Source organism: Pseudomonas sp. DR208 (genome assembly GCF_019823005.1).
GTDB classification, from domain to species: domain Bacteria; phylum Pseudomonadota; class Gammaproteobacteria; order Pseudomonadales; family Pseudomonadaceae; genus Aquipseudomonas; species Aquipseudomonas extremorientalis.
In genome coordinates this window covers 5,753,150-5,769,509 of record NZ_CP081944.1, presented here as the reverse complement: position 1 = coordinate 5,769,509, position 16,360 = coordinate 5,753,150, and the positions used below count along the sequence as shown (strand labels likewise).

At 60.1% G+C, this 16,360-nt stretch carries 15 protein-coding genes; 9 read left to right on the top strand and 6 right to left on the bottom strand.

The features are described 5' to 3' along the window. The first annotated feature begins 32 nt into the window (after positions 1 to 32). The 3 genes from rplQ to bfr all read left to right on the top strand — a co-directional run bounded on the left by rplQ (position 33) and on the right by bfr (position 2,725). Positions 33 to 419 carry a 50S ribosomal protein L17 gene (gene rplQ / locus K5K89_RS26075; RefSeq protein WP_003176402.1) on the top strand — a complete coding sequence of 129 codons (387 nt, stop codon included), beginning with the start codon at positions 33 to 35 and terminating at the stop codon, positions 417 to 419. A gap of 237 nt (positions 420 to 656) precedes the next feature. Next, the gene (locus tag K5K89_RS26070; protein ID WP_222540508.1) at positions 657 to 2,105 is read left to right on the top strand and encodes a catalase; all 1,449 of its coding nucleotides are present in this window, start codon (positions 657 to 659) and stop codon (positions 2,103 to 2,105) included. Positions 2,106 to 2,260: 155 nt separating this feature from the next. Beyond that, positions 2,261 to 2,725: a bacterioferritin gene (gene bfr, locus K5K89_RS26065; RefSeq protein WP_033900044.1), complete on the top strand. Its 465-nt coding sequence runs from the start codon at positions 2,261 to 2,263 to the stop codon at positions 2,723 to 2,725. Between the two features lie 65 nt (positions 2,726 to 2,790). Here the strand turns inward: bfr and uvrA are convergent, their stop codons facing one another. Continuing rightward, the gene (uvrA, locus tag K5K89_RS26060; RefSeq protein WP_071489834.1) at positions 2,791 to 5,625 is read right to left on the bottom strand and encodes an excinuclease ABC subunit UvrA; all 2,835 of its coding nucleotides are present in this window, start codon (positions 5,623 to 5,625) and stop codon (positions 2,791 to 2,793) included. 178 nt (positions 5,626 to 5,803) lie between these two features. On the opposite strand from uvrA, the gene K5K89_RS26055 reads away from it, so the two are divergent. Next, complete coding sequence (locus K5K89_RS26055) at positions 5,804 to 7,198, top strand: MFS transporter (RefSeq protein ID WP_071489835.1); 1,395 nt, start codon at positions 5,804 to 5,806, stop codon at positions 7,196 to 7,198. A gap of 9 nt (positions 7,199 to 7,207) precedes the next feature. Beyond that, the gene (locus tag K5K89_RS26050; protein ID WP_003232445.1) at positions 7,208 to 7,723 is read left to right on the top strand and encodes a single-stranded DNA-binding protein; all 516 of its coding nucleotides are present in this window, start codon (positions 7,208 to 7,210) and stop codon (positions 7,721 to 7,723) included. A gap of 57 nt (positions 7,724 to 7,780) precedes the next feature. On the opposite strand, the gene K5K89_RS26045 is transcribed toward K5K89_RS26050, so the two are convergent. Beyond that, positions 7,781 to 8,698 (bottom strand): LysR family transcriptional regulator, encoded by a 918-nt coding sequence (locus tag K5K89_RS26045; RefSeq protein ID WP_222540507.1) that lies wholly within the window; start codon positions 8,696 to 8,698, stop codon positions 7,781 to 7,783. 101 nt (positions 8,699 to 8,799) lie between these two features. Here K5K89_RS26045 and tam point away from each other — a divergent pair, with 101 nt between their 5' ends. Beyond that, positions 8,800 to 9,561 carry a trans-aconitate 2-methyltransferase gene (tam, locus tag K5K89_RS26040; protein WP_222540506.1) on the top strand — a complete coding sequence of 254 codons (762 nt, stop codon included), beginning with the start codon at positions 8,800 to 8,802 and terminating at the stop codon, positions 9,559 to 9,561. Between the two features lie 21 nt (positions 9,562 to 9,582). Here tam and K5K89_RS26035 read toward each other — a convergent pair whose 3' ends face one another. Then, complete coding sequence (locus K5K89_RS26035) at positions 9,583 to 10,143, bottom strand: cysteine hydrolase family protein (protein WP_071489839.1); 561 nt, start codon at positions 10,141 to 10,143, stop codon at positions 9,583 to 9,585. Between the two features lie 96 nt (positions 10,144 to 10,239). Here K5K89_RS26035 and K5K89_RS26030 point away from each other — a divergent pair, with 96 nt between their 5' ends. The 3 genes from K5K89_RS26030 (at position 10,240) to K5K89_RS26020 (ending at position 13,225) form a co-directional block, all read left to right on the top strand. Beyond that, positions 10,240 to 11,199: a GlxA family transcriptional regulator gene (locus K5K89_RS26030; protein WP_071489840.1), complete on the top strand. Its 960-nt coding sequence runs from the start codon at positions 10,240 to 10,242 to the stop codon at positions 11,197 to 11,199. Between the two features lie 171 nt (positions 11,200 to 11,370). Further along, positions 11,371 to 12,480 (top strand): DUF3182 family protein, encoded by a 1,110-nt coding sequence (locus K5K89_RS26025; RefSeq protein WP_222540505.1) that lies wholly within the window; start codon positions 11,371 to 11,373, stop codon positions 12,478 to 12,480. Further along, on the top strand, positions 12,470 to 13,225 hold the full coding sequence (locus K5K89_RS26020; RefSeq protein ID WP_092250535.1) for an alpha/beta hydrolase family protein: 756 nt from the start codon (positions 12,470 to 12,472) through the stop codon (positions 13,223 to 13,225). Before K5K89_RS26025 ends, K5K89_RS26020 begins: the two co-directional genes overlap by 11 nt. A gap of 4 nt (positions 13,226 to 13,229) precedes the next feature. Here the strand turns inward: K5K89_RS26020 and K5K89_RS26015 are convergent, their stop codons facing one another. From K5K89_RS26015 to K5K89_RS26005, 3 genes are read right to left on the bottom strand one after another with little or no spacing between them, the layout of a single operon-like run. Continuing rightward, complete coding sequence (locus K5K89_RS26015; protein ID WP_071489843.1) at positions 13,230 to 14,177, bottom strand: lysylphosphatidylglycerol synthase domain-containing protein; 948 nt, start codon at positions 14,175 to 14,177, stop codon at positions 13,230 to 13,232. After that, on the bottom strand, positions 14,167 to 15,429 hold the full coding sequence (gene clsB / locus K5K89_RS26010; protein WP_071489844.1) for a cardiolipin synthase ClsB: 1,263 nt from the start codon (positions 15,427 to 15,429) through the stop codon (positions 14,167 to 14,169). Before clsB ends, K5K89_RS26015 begins: the two co-directional genes overlap by 11 nt. Next, positions 15,426 to 16,205 carry an endonuclease/exonuclease/phosphatase family protein gene (locus K5K89_RS26005; RefSeq protein ID WP_071489845.1) on the bottom strand — a complete coding sequence of 260 codons (780 nt, stop codon included), beginning with the start codon at positions 16,203 to 16,205 and terminating at the stop codon, positions 15,426 to 15,428. The genes clsB and K5K89_RS26005 overlap by 4 nt, the downstream gene beginning before the upstream one ends. Positions 16,206 to 16,360: the final 155 nt, after the last annotated feature.

Sequence of the window (16,360 nt, the reverse complement as noted above, 5' to 3'; positions counted from 1 at the left end):
TCACCGAACGTGAGTTTGGTAAGGAATGAACCATGCGTCATCGTAAAAGTGGTCGTCACCTGAGCCGTACCAGCTCGCACCGCAAGGCCATGTTCCAAAACATGGCGGTGTCGCTGTTCGAGCACGAGCTGATCAAAACTACACTGCCGAAAGCTAAAGAACTGCGTCGCGTTGCTGAGCCGCTGATTACTTTGGCCAAGACAGACAGCCTGGCTAACCGCCGTCTGGCTTTCGACCGTACTCGTTCGAAAGCTATCGTTGGTAAGCTCTTCAACGACCTGGGCAAGCGTTACGCTACCCGTGAGGGTGGCTACCTGCGCATCCTCAAGTGCGGTTTCCGCGCTGGCGACAACGCGCCTATGGCGTACGTCGAGTTGGTTGATCGTGCTACTGCTGGCGAAGCTGTAAGCGCCGAGTAAGACGACAAGCTGTAACGAAGAACCGGGCCTAGTGCCCGGTTTTTTGTGCGCGTTAGAAAAGCGCGATTTGTACAAGCTTCCGTCGATTGTGCTTGGCACTATGCACGAGGGGAGTTTGGTAGTTATTTTCTATCGAGGCCTACAATTTAATGAATTTGTAGGCGTCATGTTGATGATCAATACTCCCTCCAAGCCGATTAGCCGGCAGTTTCAAGTCCGACCTGAGGGAAATTGAGCATGAGCCAGAATAAAATCCTTACGACCGCCAGCGGTGCTCCCGTTGCGGACAACCAGAATTCCCGTTCCGCAGGCCCGCGTGGCCCGTTGCTCCTCGACGATTTTCACCTGATTGAGAAGCTCGCTCACTTCAACCGTGAAAACATCCCTGAGCGCCGCGTACACGCCAAAGGCTCGGGTGCCTATGGCACTTTCACGGTCACCAAAGACATTACCCAATACACCAGTGCTAAGTTGTTCGAGTCAGTCGGCAAGCAGACGCCGACTTTCCTGCGCTTTTCTACGGTAGGTGGTGAGCGCGGTTCGGCTGATACCGAGCGCGACCCACGCGGGTTCGCCCTTAAGTTCTACACCGAAGAAGGCAACTGGGACATCGTGGGTAACAACACCCCTGTGTTCTTCATTCGCGATCCATTGAAGTTTCCTGACTTCATCCATACCCAGAAGCGCTTGCCGCAAAGCAACCTGAAAAGCGCGCAAATGATGTGGGACTTCTGGTCTCACTCCCCTGAGGCGTTGCACCAGGTCACCATTCTGTTTTCCGACCGTGGCATTCCCGATGGCTACCGCCATATGCACGGTTTTGGCAGCCACACCTATAGCCTGATCAACGCCAAGGGCGAGCGTCACTGGGTCAAGTGGCACTACAAAACCAAACAGGGCATCAAGAACCTTGCGCCGGCCGAAGCTGCACGTTTGGCCGGTACTGACCCTGATTACGCCCAGCGCGATCTCTTTGGCGCGATCGAGCGCGGTGACTTCCCGAAATGGCGCGTGTGCATCCAGATCATGACCGAGGCCCAGGCCAACGCTCATTACGAGAATCCTTTCGATGTGACCAAAACCTGGTCGCAGAAGGAATTCCCTTTGATCGAAGTCGGCGAACTGGAGTTGAACCGCAACCCGCAGAACTACTTTGCTGAAGTGGAGCAAGCCGCATTCGGTCCGAGCAATATGGTTCCAGGCGTAGGCCTGTCGCCAGACCGCATGCTGCAAGGTCGTGTATTCGCCTACGCAGATGCCCACCGCTACCGCGTTGGTACCAATCACCAGCAACTGCCGGTGAACGCCCCACGTAGCCCAGTAAACAGCTACCAGCGTGATGGCTCGATGGCATTCGGCAGTAACGGTGGTGCGGCGCCTAATTACGAGCCGAACAGCTACGCCGATGCACCGAAGCAAGCGCCACAGTATGCAGAGCCTGCACTGGCACTTAATGGCGCGGCTGACCGCTACGATCACAGAGAGGACACTGATTACTACAGTCACGCAGGTGCGCTGTTCCGCCTGATGAGCGATGAGCAGAAAGCGTTGCTCACCAACAACATTGCCGGCGCAATGGGTGGCGTTTCCAGCGACGTGGTTCAGCGCCAGCTGCAACACTTCTACAAGGCTGATCCTGCTTATGGAGAAGCAATCGCAAAGGCGTTGGGTGTATCGCTTAACTGACTCTAAACGATAAGCAGAACCGCCCTCATTTGGGCGGTTTTTGCGTTAAATCCGCTACTTTTCTCGGGAAATCTTCACTTTTCTGCCGTTGGTCCCGTGACCTTCGAGTCATCATGGTTCAAACTACAGACTTTCAAGCAGGGAGATGTAGGGCGATGCAAGGTCACCCCGACGTAATCGATTACCTCAACACGTTGCTGACGGGCGAACTGGCGGCTCGTGACCAATATTTCATCCATTCGCGCATGTACGAAGACTGGGGCTTTACCGAGCTCTACGAGCGTATCAACCACGAGATGGAAGAAGAGGCACAGCACGCCGACGCACTGATGCGCCGTATCCTCATGCTCGAAGGCACGCCGCGCATGCGTCCGGATGACCTGGATGTGGGTACTACGGTCCCTGACATGCTCGCTGCCGACCTGCGCCTCGAATACAAGGTCCGTGCCGCGCTTTGCAAAGGCATCGAGCTCTGTGAACAGCACAGCGACTTTGTCACTCGGGAAATCCTGCGGGTGCAGTTGAATGATACCGAAGAAGATCACACCTACTGGCTGGAAAAGCAGCTGGGCCTGATCAAGTTGATTGGCCTGGAGAATTACCTGCAATCGCAGTTCTGATTCCCGGCAGCAAAAAGCCCCTGTCACTGCAAAGTGACAGGGGCTTTTCATTGGGCCCGAAAAAGTCAGGCCCGGTCGCGTTCCAACAGTGGTTTCAAGTAGTAACCAGTGTGTGACTGCGGCATTTCGGAAACCTGCTCCGGCGTGCCCACGGCGATAATCTGACCGCCCTTGGAACCACCTTCCGGCCCCAGGTCTACCAGCCAGTCGGCCGTCTTGATCACATCAAGGTTGTGCTCGATCACCACCACGGTATTGCCGTGGTCGCGAAGGCGGTGCAGCACGTCCAACAGTTGCTGGATATCCGCGAAGTGCAGGCCGGTGGTCGGCTCATCGAGGATATACAGGGTCTTGCCGGTGTCGCGCTTGGACAGCTCACGAGACAACTTCACCCGTTGTGCTTCACCACCAGACAGCGTCGTAGCTGACTGCCCCAGCTTGATATATGAAAGGCCTACATCCATCAGGGTCTGTAGCTTGCGCGCCAGCGCCGGAACCGCGTCAAAGAACTCACGCGCTTCCTCGATGGTCATCTCGAGGGTTTCATGGATGCTCTTGCCTTTGTATTTGATCTCCAGCGTCTCGCGGTTATAGCGCTTGCTCTTGCACACATCGCACGGTACGTAGATGTCCGGGAGGAAGTGCATCTCCACCTTGATCAAGCCATCGCCCTGGCACGCTTCACAGCGGCCGCCCTTGACGTTGAACGAGAACCGGCCCGGTCCGTAGCCCCTTGAGCGTGATTCCGGAACGCCCGCAAACAGCTCACGAATCGGTGTGAACAGTCCGGTGTAGGTCGCCGGGTTGGAGCGTGGTGTACGGCCAATCGGGCTTTGGTCGATATCGACCACCTTATCCAGGTGTTCCAGGCCCTTGATGCTGTCATGGGCCGCCGCTTCCAGGGTGGTCGCGCCATTCAGCGCGGTGGCACTCAGCGGGAACAGCGTGTTGTTGATCAGCGTCGACTTGCCCGAGCCGGAAACACCGGTCACGCAGGTCAGCAGGCCCAGTGGAATTTCCAGGTCGACATTGCGCAGGTTGTTGCCACGCGCGCCCTTGAGGTGCAGCGCCAGCTTTTTGTTGCGTGGCGTACGTTTGGCGGGTACTTCGATCTTCACGCGGCCGGACAGGTACTTGCCGGTCAGCGAGTCCGGGTGCGCCATGACTTCGGCAGGCGTGCCCTCGGCGACAATATGCCCACCATGCACACCCGCACCCGGGCCGATGTCGACCACGTAATCCGCCAGGCGAATCGCGTCTTCATCGTGCTCGACCACGATCACCGTGTTACCGATATCCCGCAGGTGTTTCAACGTACCCAGCAGGCGATCGTTGTCACGTTGATGCAAACCAATCGACGGCTCATCAAGGATGTACAGCACACCCACGAGGCCGGCACCAATCTGGCTGGCCAGGCGAATCCTTTGGGCTTCGCCGCCGGACAAGGTATCGGCGCTGCGATCCAGCGACAGGTAATCCAGGCCTACGTTGACCAGGAACTGCAGCCGCTCGCGAATCTCCTTGAGGATCTTGTCGGCGATCTCCCCACGGCGACCGGTCAGTTTGAGCACGCCAAAGTATTCGCAGGCATCGCCGATCGGCAGGCTGGTCACCGCCGGCAGGGTCTTTTCGCCCACCCATACATGCCGCGCCTCACGACGCAGGCGCGTGCCGCGGCAATCCGGACAAGGCTGGGTGCTGAGGAATTTCGCCAGCTCTTCGCGCACGCTGGCCGATTCAGTCTCGCGGTAGCGACGCTCAAGGTTCGGCACAATGCCTTCGAACGGGTGGGAGCGCTTGACGATATCGCCACGGTCGTTCAGGTACTTGAAGTCGACGTTCTGCGAGCCGCTACCATGCAGGATGACCTTCTGCTGGTCCGCCGGCAGTTGGTTGAAAGGCACTTCCAGGCTGAATTTATAGTGCGACGCCAACGACCCCAGCATCTGGAAGTAATAGACGTTGCGCCTGTCCCAGCCGCGTATGGCCCCCTCCGCCAGCGTCAGGTCACCGTTGACCAGGCGCTTGATGTCGAAGAACTGCTTCACGCCCAGGCCATCACAGGTCGGGCAGGCGCCGGCCGGGTTGTTGAAGGAAAACAGCTTGGGTTCCAGCTCGCTGATGGCGTGGCCGCAGATCGGGCAGGCAAACCGGGCGGAGAAGATGATCTCTTCGCCTGGCTCGTCGTCCATCGGCGCCACCAGCGCAATACCGTCGGCCAGTTTCAATGCGGTTTCGAAGGATTCCGCCAGGCGCTGCTGCAGGTCGGCGCGCACCTTGAAGCGGTCGACCACGACATCGATCGAATGCTTCTTCTGCTTGTCGAGCTTCGGCGCTTCGTCCAGCTCATACAGCTTGCCGTTGATCCGCGCACGCACAAAACCTTGCGCACGCAGCTCTTCGAAAACGGAAAGATGTTCGCCCTTGCGCTCACGGATCACCGGTGCCAGCAGCATCAGCTTGGCACCTTCCGGCTGGGCCAGCACCAGGTCGACCATCTGGCTGACGGTCTGGGCTTCCAGGGGAATGTCGTGGTCCGGGCAACGAGGAATACCCACGCGTGCATACAGCAGGCGCAGGTAATCGTAGATTTCGGTAATGGTGCCCACGGTGGAACGCGGGTTATGGGAGGTCGACTTCTGCTCGATGGAAATGGCCGGCGACAGGCCTTCAATGGTGTCGACGTCGGGCTTCTCCATCATCGACAGGAACTGCCGGGCATAGGCCGACAGGGATTCCACATAGCGGCGCTGGCCTTCGGCATACAGCGTGTCGAACGCCAGCGAAGATTTGCCGGACCCGGACAAGCCGGTGATGACGATCAGTTTGTCCCGGGGCAGGGTCAGGTCGATGTTCTTCAGGTTGTGGGTTCTAGCCCCACGAATCAGGATCTTGTCCAAGATGGCCTCGCACGGCGGGCGTAAATAATGCCGGAGTATACGGCGAAAGACTGGATGAATATACACTGTCAAAAGGCCGCTTGCAGCCTTAGATGAAAGCTGCGCGGCAAAGCGCCGCATATACCCTCTCAATCGATGGGACTGGTAGAATCGCCGCCGGTTCACACGAGGTTTTTCCATGCACGATCCCCACAGCGAACGCATGAGTAGCGGCGAGACCCGAGCGGCAAGCGGTCTGGCCCTGGTGTTCGCCTTCCGTATGCTGGGCATGTTTATGGTGTTGCCGGTGCTGGCGACCTATGGAATGGATCTCGCAGGCGCAACCCCCGCGTTGATCGGCCTGGCGATTGGCGCCTATGGCCTGACCCAGGCGATTTTCCAGATTCCGTTCGGGATCATTTCCGACCGCATCGGTCGCCGCCCTGTGATCTACCTGGGGCTGATCGTGTTCGCCCTCGGCAGCGTGCTCGCGGCTCAATCCGATTCCATCTGGGGCGTGATCGCCGGGCGCATCCTGCAAGGCGCGGGCGCGATTTCCGCTGCGGTCATGGCGTTGCTGTCCGACCTGACCCGCGAACAACATCGCACCAAGGCCATGGCCATGATCGGCATGACCATCGGCCTGTCGTTTGCCGTGGCCATGGTGGTGGGGCCCTTGCTGACTCGCGCGTTTGGTTTGCACGGGCTGTTCCTGGCCACAGGCGGTATGGCACTGTTCGGCATCGTGATCGTGGCCTTCATGGTGCCGCGCTCCACTGGCACGTTGCAGCACCGTGAGTCAGGCGTTGCGCGCAAGGCCCTGTTGCCGACGCTCAAGCACCCGGACCTGCTGCGCCTGGATTTAGGTATCTTCGTATTACACGCCATGCTGATGTGCAGCTTTGTCGCCTTGCCTCTGGCCTTGGTAGAAAAAGCCGGCCTGCCCAAGGAGCAGCACTGGTGGGTCTACCTTACTGCGCTGCTGATTTCGTTCTTCGCCATGATCCCCTTCATCATCTACGGCGAAAAGAAACGCAAAATGAAACGAGTTTTGCTCGGCGCCGTCGCGACGCTGATGCTCACTGAGCTATTCTTCTGGCAGTTCGGCGACAGCCTGCGGGCGCTGGTAATCGGCACGGTGGTGTTCTTCACCGCGTTCAACCTGCTGGAGGCGTCGCTGCCTTCGCTGATCAGTAAAGTTTCACCGGCCGGCGGCAAAGGGACGGCGATGGGGGTGTATTCCACCAGCCAGTTCCTGGGTTCCGCACTGGGCGGCATCATGGGTGGCTGGATGTTCCAGCATGGCGGTTTGTCGGTTGTGTTCCTTGGATGCGCAGGTCTGGCTGCCCTCTGGCTGGCCTTTGCTGTTACCATGCGCGAACCTCCCTATGTGACGAGTCTGCGCTTGCCGTTATCGCCCGAAGCGATCCGCGAAGCCGGTCTGGTCGAGCGCCTTAAGGCCGTTACTGGGGTTACCGATGCCGTGGTTGTTGCTGAAGAAGCCGCCATCTACATCAAATTGGACACCGAATTATTGGATCGCGCGACGCTCGAGCAACTGGTCAACCCAGTGCCGACAGCGCGCCCAGCCTAGGAGAACGTTATGGCCCGTGGGGTTAACAAAGTCATATTGGTCGGTACGTGCGGCCAGGATCCCGAAGTTCGCTACTTGCCTAACGGTAACGCCGTGACCAACCTGAGTCTGGCGACCAGCGAACAGTGGACCGACAAGCAGACCGGCCAGAAGGTCGAGAAAACCGAATGGCACCGTGTGTCGATGTTCGGCAAGGTCGCAGAGATCGCCGGCGAGTACCTGCGCAAAGGTTCGCAGGTCTACATCGAAGGCAAGCTGCAGACCCGCGAGTGGGAAAAAGACGGCATCAAGCGTTACACCACTGAAATCGTGGTCGACATGCAAGGCACCATGCAACTGCTGGGCGGCCGTCCACAGGGCGACCAACAGGGCCAGGGCGGCATGTCCAACTCCGCTCCGCGTCCACAGCAGTCGCGCCCGCAGCCAAGCCAGCAGCCACAGCGTGAGTCGCGTCCAGCGCCACAACAGGCCGCGCCGCAACCGGCTCCGGATTTCGACAGCTTTGATGACGATATCCCGTTCTGAGGTTTAACACCCGGAACACACAGAACCCCCGCTGGCTCAGGCCTCGGGGTTTTTTTATCACCCGTGATCAGCTTCAGTCGAGGCGGCGGTGACAACCATCTCCTTGAACCGCTGCAGCATCGCCGAACCGTCATCGATCCGCGTCGCCAAATGCAACGGCGCCACCAGGCTGCGGCACTCCGTCAATTCCCGATAAACGATGCCATCCCCGCGCAAGCGCTGCATCGACGCTGGCACGATGGACACCCCAAGTCCAGCAGCCACCAGGCTTAGTGTGGCGGTCATGCGCGGAGCTTCCTGCACCACCTGCGGGCTGAACCCTGCTTCACGGCAGGCCACCAGAATTGCGTCGTACAAACCCAGCCCCACACGCCGGCGGTAGAGCACGAAGGACTCGGTCGCCAATGCCGACAAGGGCAGGGGAGATCCCGGATCGATTGCCAGAGGATGATCCGTGGGCAACGCCAGCAACATGGGCTCCACCAGAATCGGTTTGTCTTGCAGCGACTGGGTTGCGCTGAGGGGCGAGCGGATAAATGCTGCATCGAGCTTCTCATGGATCAACGCGTCCAGCAGTTCGCCGGTCCCGGCTTCCTCCAGCACCACTGTCACGCCGACAAAGGTTTCGCGAAACCGCCGCAATACACTCGGTACAAAGGGATGCAGCGCCGCCGAACTGGTAAACCCGATCGCCAGGCGCCCACGCTCGCCCCGTGCGGCGCGGCGCACCACCTCTGCAATACTGTCTGCCTGGGCGAGAATCTCACGTGCTTCGTCCAGCAATGCGAGCCCGGCCGTCGTGGGCCGCACGCCACGGGGCAGGCGCTCCATCAAGACCACACCCAGTTCGGCCTCAAGGCTTTGCAGCATCCGCGTCAACGGCGGTTGCTGCATGCCCAGGCGTTCGGCGGCGCGGGTGATATAGCCTTCTTCGGCGATGGCCACAAAAGCCTTGAGTTGGCGAAGTTCCAGCATAGGGATACTTTTCAGGTATGGGAGTGCATCAATCCTGGCATTTGTTCTCATGGCTCACAAGATTTAGGCTGTGGACAACCTCAAGAAGAAGGAAAGCCGTGATGACCTGGTCAGCCAAGCAGTACACGATGTTCGAACAGCAGCGCACCCGCCCTGTCCGTGACCTGGTCGCGGCCATTCCGAACGTTGAAGTGCACAATGCCGTCGATTTGGGCTGCGGTCCCGGTAACTCGACTGAGGTGCTGGCCGAGCGTTTCCCGCAAGCGCACATCACCGGTATGGACAGTTCCGATGACATGCTGGTCGACGCCCGCAAACGGCTACCGACATTGAACTTCGAACTGGCGGATATCGGTGCCTGGAACCCTGTGTGCGCCTTCGATGTGATCCTGGCCAACGCGTCCCTGCAGTGGCTGCCGGACCACGCCACGCTGTACCCGCACCTGGTCCGCCAACTGACGCCCGGCGGTACGCTGGCGGTGCAAACCCCGGACAACCTCGACGAACCCGCCCACCACCTCGCCCGCGAAGTCGCGGCAGAGGGTCCATGGTCGGCAAAGATCGGTGCGGTCAAACACAACGAGCGCCACACGGCGAGCTACTACTACGAACTGCTGAGCAAACATTGCAGTACGGTCGATGTGTGGCGCACCACCTACCAGCACCCGTTGGCGAGCCACGCGGCAGTAGTGGAGTGGTTCAAGGCATCGGCGCTGAGGCCCTTCCTCGCGCCTTTGGCCGACAGCGAAAAAACCGCTTTCCTGCAGGAATACCAGGCGCGAATGACCCGTGCCTATCCAGCCCTGGCTGACGGCACTGTACTACTACCGTTTCCGCGCCTGTTCATCATCGCGACCCGCTGACGTCCAAAGGACAAGTGGCGGTCATGCCGCCGCTTGCGCCTTCAAATACTCATCCGCCGACACCACGCTCGCATACCCAAACGCCAGCGACGCCATGTAAGCCCCATGCACCTGCGCCGCCGGAATCACCTGCCCATTGAACTCCAGGTCCCGCGTGGCGCACGCGTCATGAACCACCGTGACCGTGTAGCCCAGGTCCGCCGCCGCCCGCACCACCGCGTCGATGCACATGTGGCTCATGCTGCCGACCACTACCAGGTCCGTGATGCTGCGCTGTTCCAACAGGGCGCGCAGGTTGGTCTCGCGGAACGCATTCACGAAATGCTTGAGCACCACCGGCTCGTTGCCCTCGTTCAACACTTTGCCATGCAGGTGCGCACCCTCGGAGCCCGGCGTGAAGAACGGTGCGTCATCGGAGGTGAACTCATGGCGCACATGAATCACCGCATCGCCTGCCTGGCGAAACGCTTGCAGCACCTGCGCGGCTTTGTCCGCTGCGGCGTCCACGCCGTCAAGTGGCCACTTGCCCTGGGGGAAGTAGTCGTTCTGGATATCGATTAGGATGAGCGCTTGCTTGGCCATGTGTGTTGCCTCGTGATGGGTTGATGGGGCCAGTATCTTAGCTGGCGCCCGCACCTGGGATTGGCTGCACCGACAATAACAGGGGGAAAACTGACAATGGTCGTGGTTGAGCTGGGCGTGTTGATCTACCAGGGGGCGCAACTGGCCGCCGTGCACGGTTTGACTGATCTGTTTGGCGTGGCCAATCGCATCGCCGCCGAGCATCAATCCGCGCAGTTGCCATTGCTGCGGGTCAGCCATTGGCAGGTGGATAGCGCCGGCACACCGGTGCGTGTTTTCAGCAGCTATCCCGGTCCCGAGCAGCCGATGATGGCGGTGCTGGTGCCGCCGTCGATCGGCGAGTTTACAGAAGACCAGGCACCCCCGGCGCTGCTGGAATGGATTCGCCAGCAACATGCGGCAGGCACGGTACTGGGCGGTGTGTGCATTGGCTCGATCATGTTGGCGCGCAGCGGGTTGCTCGACGGGCGCAGCGCCACCACCCATTGGTCCTCCGCCAAATCCTTCGCCAGCCGCTACCCGGCGGTGCGCCTGGAGGCCGACAAGCCGATCGTCGATGATGGCGACCTGATCACCACCGCCGGCTTGATGGCCTGGTCCGAACTCGGCCTGCGCCTGGTCGACCGCCTGATGGGCCCAAGCATCGCAGCCGATACCGCGCGTTTCCTGGTGATCGAGCACAGTGACAGCGCCAGCCAGTGCGGCAGCAACTTCGCGCCGATTCTTGGCCACGGTGACACAGCCATCCTCAAGGTTCAGCACTGGTTGCAGGCCAGCGGTGCGGTGGATGTTTCCCTGGCGGCAATGGCCCAGGAAGCCGGTTTGGAAGAGCGGACTTTCCTGCGGCGTTTTCGCAGCGCCACCGGTTTGAAACCCACCGAATACTGCCAGCACCTGCGTGTGGGCAAGGCGCGGCAGATGCTGGAATTCACCAACGGCACCATCGACCATATCGCCTGGACCGTGGGCTACCAGGACCCCAGCGCCTTTCGCGCCACCTTCAAGAAAATCACCGGCCTTGCGCCCAGCGATTACCGCAGCCGTTTTGGCGTGTGAATCGTGCAGAACGCCGCTGCGTTAACGCGGCGTCGTGCAGAATAAAACAGGCTAACTGCCATCGGTTTTTTCGTAACACCTTGATTTGAAAAGCATCCTCCATGGAAGAGCCTTGGCCTGATCCCTGCAACCGTCTGCGTACACACATGGCGGGATGGCCAAGGGGGACGCATGACCCCGATTCAACGCAAGAAGCTGGTCGTTGCTCACTCCACGCGTGAGGGCGCGCCGCTGCATGAGGTCGAAACCAATCGTGCCTTGGCACGCTGGCTGGCGCAGATCCTCGGGCTGAAGTTCGGTGGAAGCTATGACGCTGATCTGCACGCGGGGAGGGCGTTATACCTGCTGCCCACACAAACCCTGGTCGGTCCCGGCCAGGCGCGGGCACTGAATATCCAAGGTCCGGAGGATTTGTGGGGCGGTTATGTCGACCACGACTTCATCTGCACCAAGGCGATCAGTCATGGCTTGCTCAGCCCTGAAGCCAAAGCGCCCGAAGGGTGGTCGGGGTTGTTTGGCGAACGTGTGCGAAAAGTCGTGCTGGAGGGCTTGAGCGTCTTTGCGCTGGAAGACGCGCGACCCGCCGCTGCACGCTTGCTGTCCAGCGGCCCCATTCGCCTGAAACCCGTGCACGCCTGCGCGGGCCGAGGCCAGGAAGTTATCCACAGTCTGGATGAATTCGAAGCGGTGCTGACGCGACCGGATGCCGCACAACTCTTCAACCTAGGCGTGGTGCTGGAGCAAGACCTGCACAACGTGGTCACCCACAGTGTCGGCCAGAGTTTTATCGGCGATCACGTGTTCAGCTACTGCGGCGAGCAATACCTGACGAAAGATGGACAGGGCGAAGAGGTCTACGGCGGCTCCAACCTGTTGGTGGTGCCCGGTTACTACGACGACCTGCTGCAACTCGAATTACCCGACGACGTTCGCGAGGCCATCGAGCAAGCCCAAGTCTTCGACGCGGCCGCCGATGAAGCCTATCCCGGCTTCTACGCATCACGGCGCAATTACGACATCGCCCAGGGTCTCGACAATAACGGCCAGCGTCGCAGCGGCGTGCTCGAACAATCCTGGCGCATGGGCGGGGCCAGCAGTGCCGAAGTCGCGGCCCTGCAAAGCTTTATCAACAATCCCGGCCTGCGTGCGATCCATGTGTCCTCCGTGGAAACCTATGTGGATCGACCCTTGCCGGCTGATGCCATCGAGGTGTATCGCGGCCCGGCGGAAAACAGCGAGTTCCTTCTCAAGTACGTGACGGTTGAATCTTATGACGGCTAGAAGCGAAAGCATTGCGATCGATATCGACGACGAACAGATGAGCGGCACCTTCCTGAGCCCCAAATCCAAAGTGCCTGGCGTGTTGTTTGTGCACGGTTGGGGTGGCAGCCAGGAGCGAGACCTTGAGCGCGCCAAAGGCATCGCCGGCTTGGGATGTGTATGCCTGACCTTCGACCTGCGCGGGCACGCTGGCACGGGTATTCCTTTGTCCCGCGTCACCCGCGAAGACAATCTGCGCGACCTGCTGGCGGCCTATGACCGGCTGCTGGCTCACCCGGCCATCGACACCTCGGCGGTGGCGGTAGTGGGCACCAGTTACGGCGGCTACCTCGCGGCGATCCTCACCTCGCTGCGCCCGGTACGCTGGCTGGCGCTGCGCGTGCCGGCGCTGTACCGCGACCAGGAATGGCTCAAGCCCAAGCGTGACTTGGATAAGGCCGACCTGATGGATTACCGCAGCACCCTGGTCCACGCCGAAACCAATCGCGCCTTGCATGCGTGTTCGGCATTTACCGGGGATGTATTGATCGTCGAATCGGAAACCGATGACCACGTGCCCCACGCGACCATCATGAGCTACCGTGCGGCGTGCCAGCAGACCCATTCCCTGACCCATCGCATCATCGATGGCGCCGACCATTCCCTCAGCGATCCGGTGTCCCAACAGGCGTACACCTCAATCCTGGTGGATTGGATCACCGAGATGGTGGTGGGCGAACGGTTGAGCATCATCCAGTCCCAGTAAGGGTTCAGGCGGGTGTTTTCTTCACCCGCAACGCCTTGGCCTTGGCCTCCACACCGAGGTACATCACCAGCGCGATCAGCAGCGGCAAGATGAAGTAAATCGCCCGATACGCGATCAATCCGGCGAGCAGACTGCCCCGCGACGCCTCATGCTGCAGCAGTGCAATAAACACCGCCTCCAGCACGCCCAGCCCGGCGGGAATATGGGTGAGCACCCCGGCAATCGCGCTGATCAGCAACACGCCCAACACCAGTGGATAGTCCAGCTTGGCCGGCAGCAGGGTGAAAATCACCGCCGCCATCAGCGACCAGTTCAACGCGCCGAGCAGCAACTGCAGGCACGCCATGCGCACCGACGGCAGGTTGATTTCCATGCCGCGAATCGTCCACGCGCGCTTCTTCGAAAACTGGCAGGCCACCAGATAGCCGAGGCTGGCCAGTACCAACAACGCGCCAATGCCCTGCAATGCCGTGGTGCTGACCTTCCACCCCGGCGGCATGGTCACCAGGCCGCTGCTGAACACCACCCCGGCAATCGCCATGTAGCCAAACCAATTGGTGGCCAGGCTCAGGCCGAGAATCTTGGCGATATTGCCGGTGCTCACGCCCAGGCGCGAATACAGGCGATAACGCATGGCGATGCCGCCCACCCACGCGCTCAGGTTGAGGTTGAAGGCGTAGCTGATGATGCCCACCGGCAGGATCTGCTTCCACACCAGGTTCTGGCGGATGTAGGTGCGGCCGATCAAGTCGAAGCTGGCGTATACCAGAAAGCTGCACAACGTCAGTGCGCCCGCGATCACCAGAGTGCGCACCTTGAAGTCACCCAGGGTCTGCAGCACTTCGCTCCAGTCGATACGCCGCGCCAGCAGAGTGAACAGCACGATCAGCACCAGGAAAAAGGCGATAGTCAGCGGTTTCTTCCAGCGTTTGAACCGGGATTCAGCGGTCATTGGCCTGGCTCTCGATGGGTTTCAATCGTGGCTTGTGCGCCGGCAGCCATCCCGTCAACGCTGGGAAGTGGCGCATCACATGAAATACCAGAAAGCCCACGGTCAATCGCCACAGCCACAAGCGCGGTTTGCGGTTTTCCGGCATGGTCTGGCAATGATTGTTGGCGAGTGTTTCCAGGCGTTCGTACAAGTGCTGGTTGAAGGCTCGGTCGCGTATCAACACGTTGGCTTCCAGGTTCAGCGACAGGCTCAACGGGTCCAGGTTGCTCGACCCCACGGTGCTCCATTCGTCATCCACCAACGCGACTTTGCCGTGCAGGGGGCGCTGGCAATACTCGTGGATCACCACCCCGTCCTTGAGCAGATAGTCGTAGAGCATCCGCGCCGCCAACTTGGCCAGCAGCACATCGGGCTGGCCCTGCATGATCAATTGCACCCTCACGCCACGGCGCGCGGCGTTGCGGATTTCCCGCAGCAAGCGGTAGCCGGGGAAGAAATAGGCGTTGGCAATCACCGCACGTTTTTGCGCCTTGCTCAGTGCGTGGATGTACGCCTCTTCAATATCATCGCGATGTTGCACGTTGTCGCGGTAAATCAGCCGCACCAGGCCATCGCCCTGGTCGGTGGACCACAACGAAGGCCGCTGCTGGCGCCGCCGCCAGCCACGTCGCGCGCGGACTTGGCGACCACTTTGCGCCAGGGCAAAATGATGCAGGTCCGCCACCGCCGGGCCCACCACCCGCACTGCATAATCCTGCTTGGCTTCTGGACCGAAATCTCCCAAATGATCGGCGGAGAAATTGATCCCGCCAATAAACGCCACCTGCGCATCCACCACCACAATCTTGCGGTGCAGGCGACGAAACCAGTTGGTGCGAAAGCCTAGTGTCTTGGACGCCGGGTCAAACATCTGCACCGTCACCCCGGCGTCCGCCAGCTCACCGAGAAACGAGGGCGTCAGCTCGCCGCAACCAAAACCGTCCAGGCTTGCCACCACTTTCACTCCACGCTGCGCGGCCTCGATCAGGATGCCGTGCAGCTCATGACCCACCTTGTCTTCGAAGAGAATGAAGGTCTCCAGCAGAATCTCACGCTGCGCCGCGCGCAGGGCTTCGAACACCTTGGGAAAATACGCCTCGCCATTTTCCAGCAACTCGATCTGGTTGCCACTCTGCCAGCCATAATCCAGGTCGCGGGCCTTGGTTTCGTCCGGCGGCTGGTCGGTGGAGATATGTTCCACGGCCACGTTCATAGCTCGATCTCCACCGATAGCGGCACATGGTCGGAGAGGTGGGACCATGGCCGCGTCGTCAGCACCCTGGGGTTATGCACCTTCAGGTTGCGTACATAAATCCGGTCCAGCGGCAGCAACGGCAAACGCGCCGGGAAGGTGCGCGCGGGTTTGCCCATGGACTCGATAAACACTTCCTTCAAACCCGCCTTGCTCAGGTCGGCCTTCTGGCGCCAATCGTTGAAATCACCGGCCACCACTAACGGTGCATCGGCCGGGATTTCGCTGATGCGCTGCTCGATCAAGCGTAATTGCTGCTGGCGGTGCACTTCACGCAAACCCAGGTGGATGCAGATCGCATGGATCTCCTGGCCGGTGCCCGGCAAGCGCAGCACGCAATGCAGCAGGCCCCTGTTTTCATGGCCGCTTTGGGAGATATCGAGATTGTCGTAACGCACAATCTGGAACTTCGACAGCAATGCATTACCGTGGTCGCCATGGGGATAGACCGCGTTACGACCGTAGGCGAATTGCGGCCAGATACTGTCGGCGAGGAACTCGTACTGCGGCATGTTCGGCCAGTCACTGAAGCGCTGGGGGTGGCGCTCGTGGGTGCCGTGGATTTCCTGCAGGAACACCATGTCGGCGCCCACGCTGCGCACGGCTTCACGCAATTCGGGCAGGATGAAGCGTCGATTCAGTGCGGTGAAGCCCTTGTGGATATTGACCGTCAACACCGTGAAGCGAGTGATGGCGACGCTGGGGGTGATGGGCACCCAGTCGGGAATCGCAGCCATAGTTGCTCCTGTGAAAAAGTGGTGGGGCCTGGCCCTCGTTTATGGCTGACTGTGATTTTTGACGGAAAGTTTCCAGCGTCCTACAGACGGCATAAAGATGCCGTTGAAGGGGAACGATCAACGCGCAAACCCGTCAGTTCCTTACAGACCCTTCT

What these genes read in the sequence shown, in the direction of transcription:
- rplQ (WP_003176402.1), top strand. Translation starts at nt 33, where the DNA reads ATGCGTCATCGTAAAAGTGGTCGTCACCTGAGCCGTACCAGCTCGCAC.
- K5K89_RS26070 (WP_222540508.1), top strand. Translation starts at nt 657, where the DNA reads ATGAGCCAGAATAAAATCCTTACGACCGCCAGCGGTGCTCCCGTTGCG.
- bfr (WP_033900044.1), top strand. Translation starts at nt 2,261, where the DNA reads ATGCAAGGTCACCCCGACGTAATCGATTACCTCAACACGTTGCTGACG.
- K5K89_RS26055 (WP_071489835.1), top strand. Translation starts at nt 5,804, where the DNA reads ATGCACGATCCCCACAGCGAACGCATGAGTAGCGGCGAGACCCGAGCG.
- K5K89_RS26050 (WP_003232445.1), top strand. Translation starts at nt 7,208, where the DNA reads ATGGCCCGTGGGGTTAACAAAGTCATATTGGTCGGTACGTGCGGCCAG.
- K5K89_RS26045 (WP_222540507.1), bottom strand. Translation starts at nt 8,698, where the DNA reads ATGCTGGAACTTCGCCAACTCAAGGCTTTTGTGGCCATCGCCGAAGAA.
- tam (WP_222540506.1), top strand. Translation starts at nt 8,800, where the DNA reads ATGACCTGGTCAGCCAAGCAGTACACGATGTTCGAACAGCAGCGCACC.
- K5K89_RS26035 (WP_071489839.1), bottom strand. Translation starts at nt 10,143, where the DNA reads ATGGCCAAGCAAGCGCTCATCCTAATCGATATCCAGAACGACTACTTC.
- K5K89_RS26030 (WP_071489840.1), top strand. Translation starts at nt 10,240, where the DNA reads ATGGTCGTGGTTGAGCTGGGCGTGTTGATCTACCAGGGGGCGCAACTG.
- K5K89_RS26025 (WP_222540505.1), top strand. Translation starts at nt 11,371, where the DNA reads ATGACCCCGATTCAACGCAAGAAGCTGGTCGTTGCTCACTCCACGCGT.
- K5K89_RS26020 (WP_092250535.1), top strand. Translation starts at nt 12,470, where the DNA reads ATGACGGCTAGAAGCGAAAGCATTGCGATCGATATCGACGACGAACAG.
- K5K89_RS26015 (WP_071489843.1), bottom strand. Translation starts at nt 14,177, where the DNA reads ATGACCGCTGAATCCCGGTTCAAACGCTGGAAGAAACCGCTGACTATC.
- clsB (WP_071489844.1), bottom strand. Translation starts at nt 15,429, where the DNA reads ATGAACGTGGCCGTGGAACATATCTCCACCGACCAGCCGCCGGACGAA.
- K5K89_RS26005 (WP_071489845.1), bottom strand. Translation starts at nt 16,205, where the DNA reads ATGGCTGCGATTCCCGACTGGGTGCCCATCACCCCCAGCGTCGCCATC.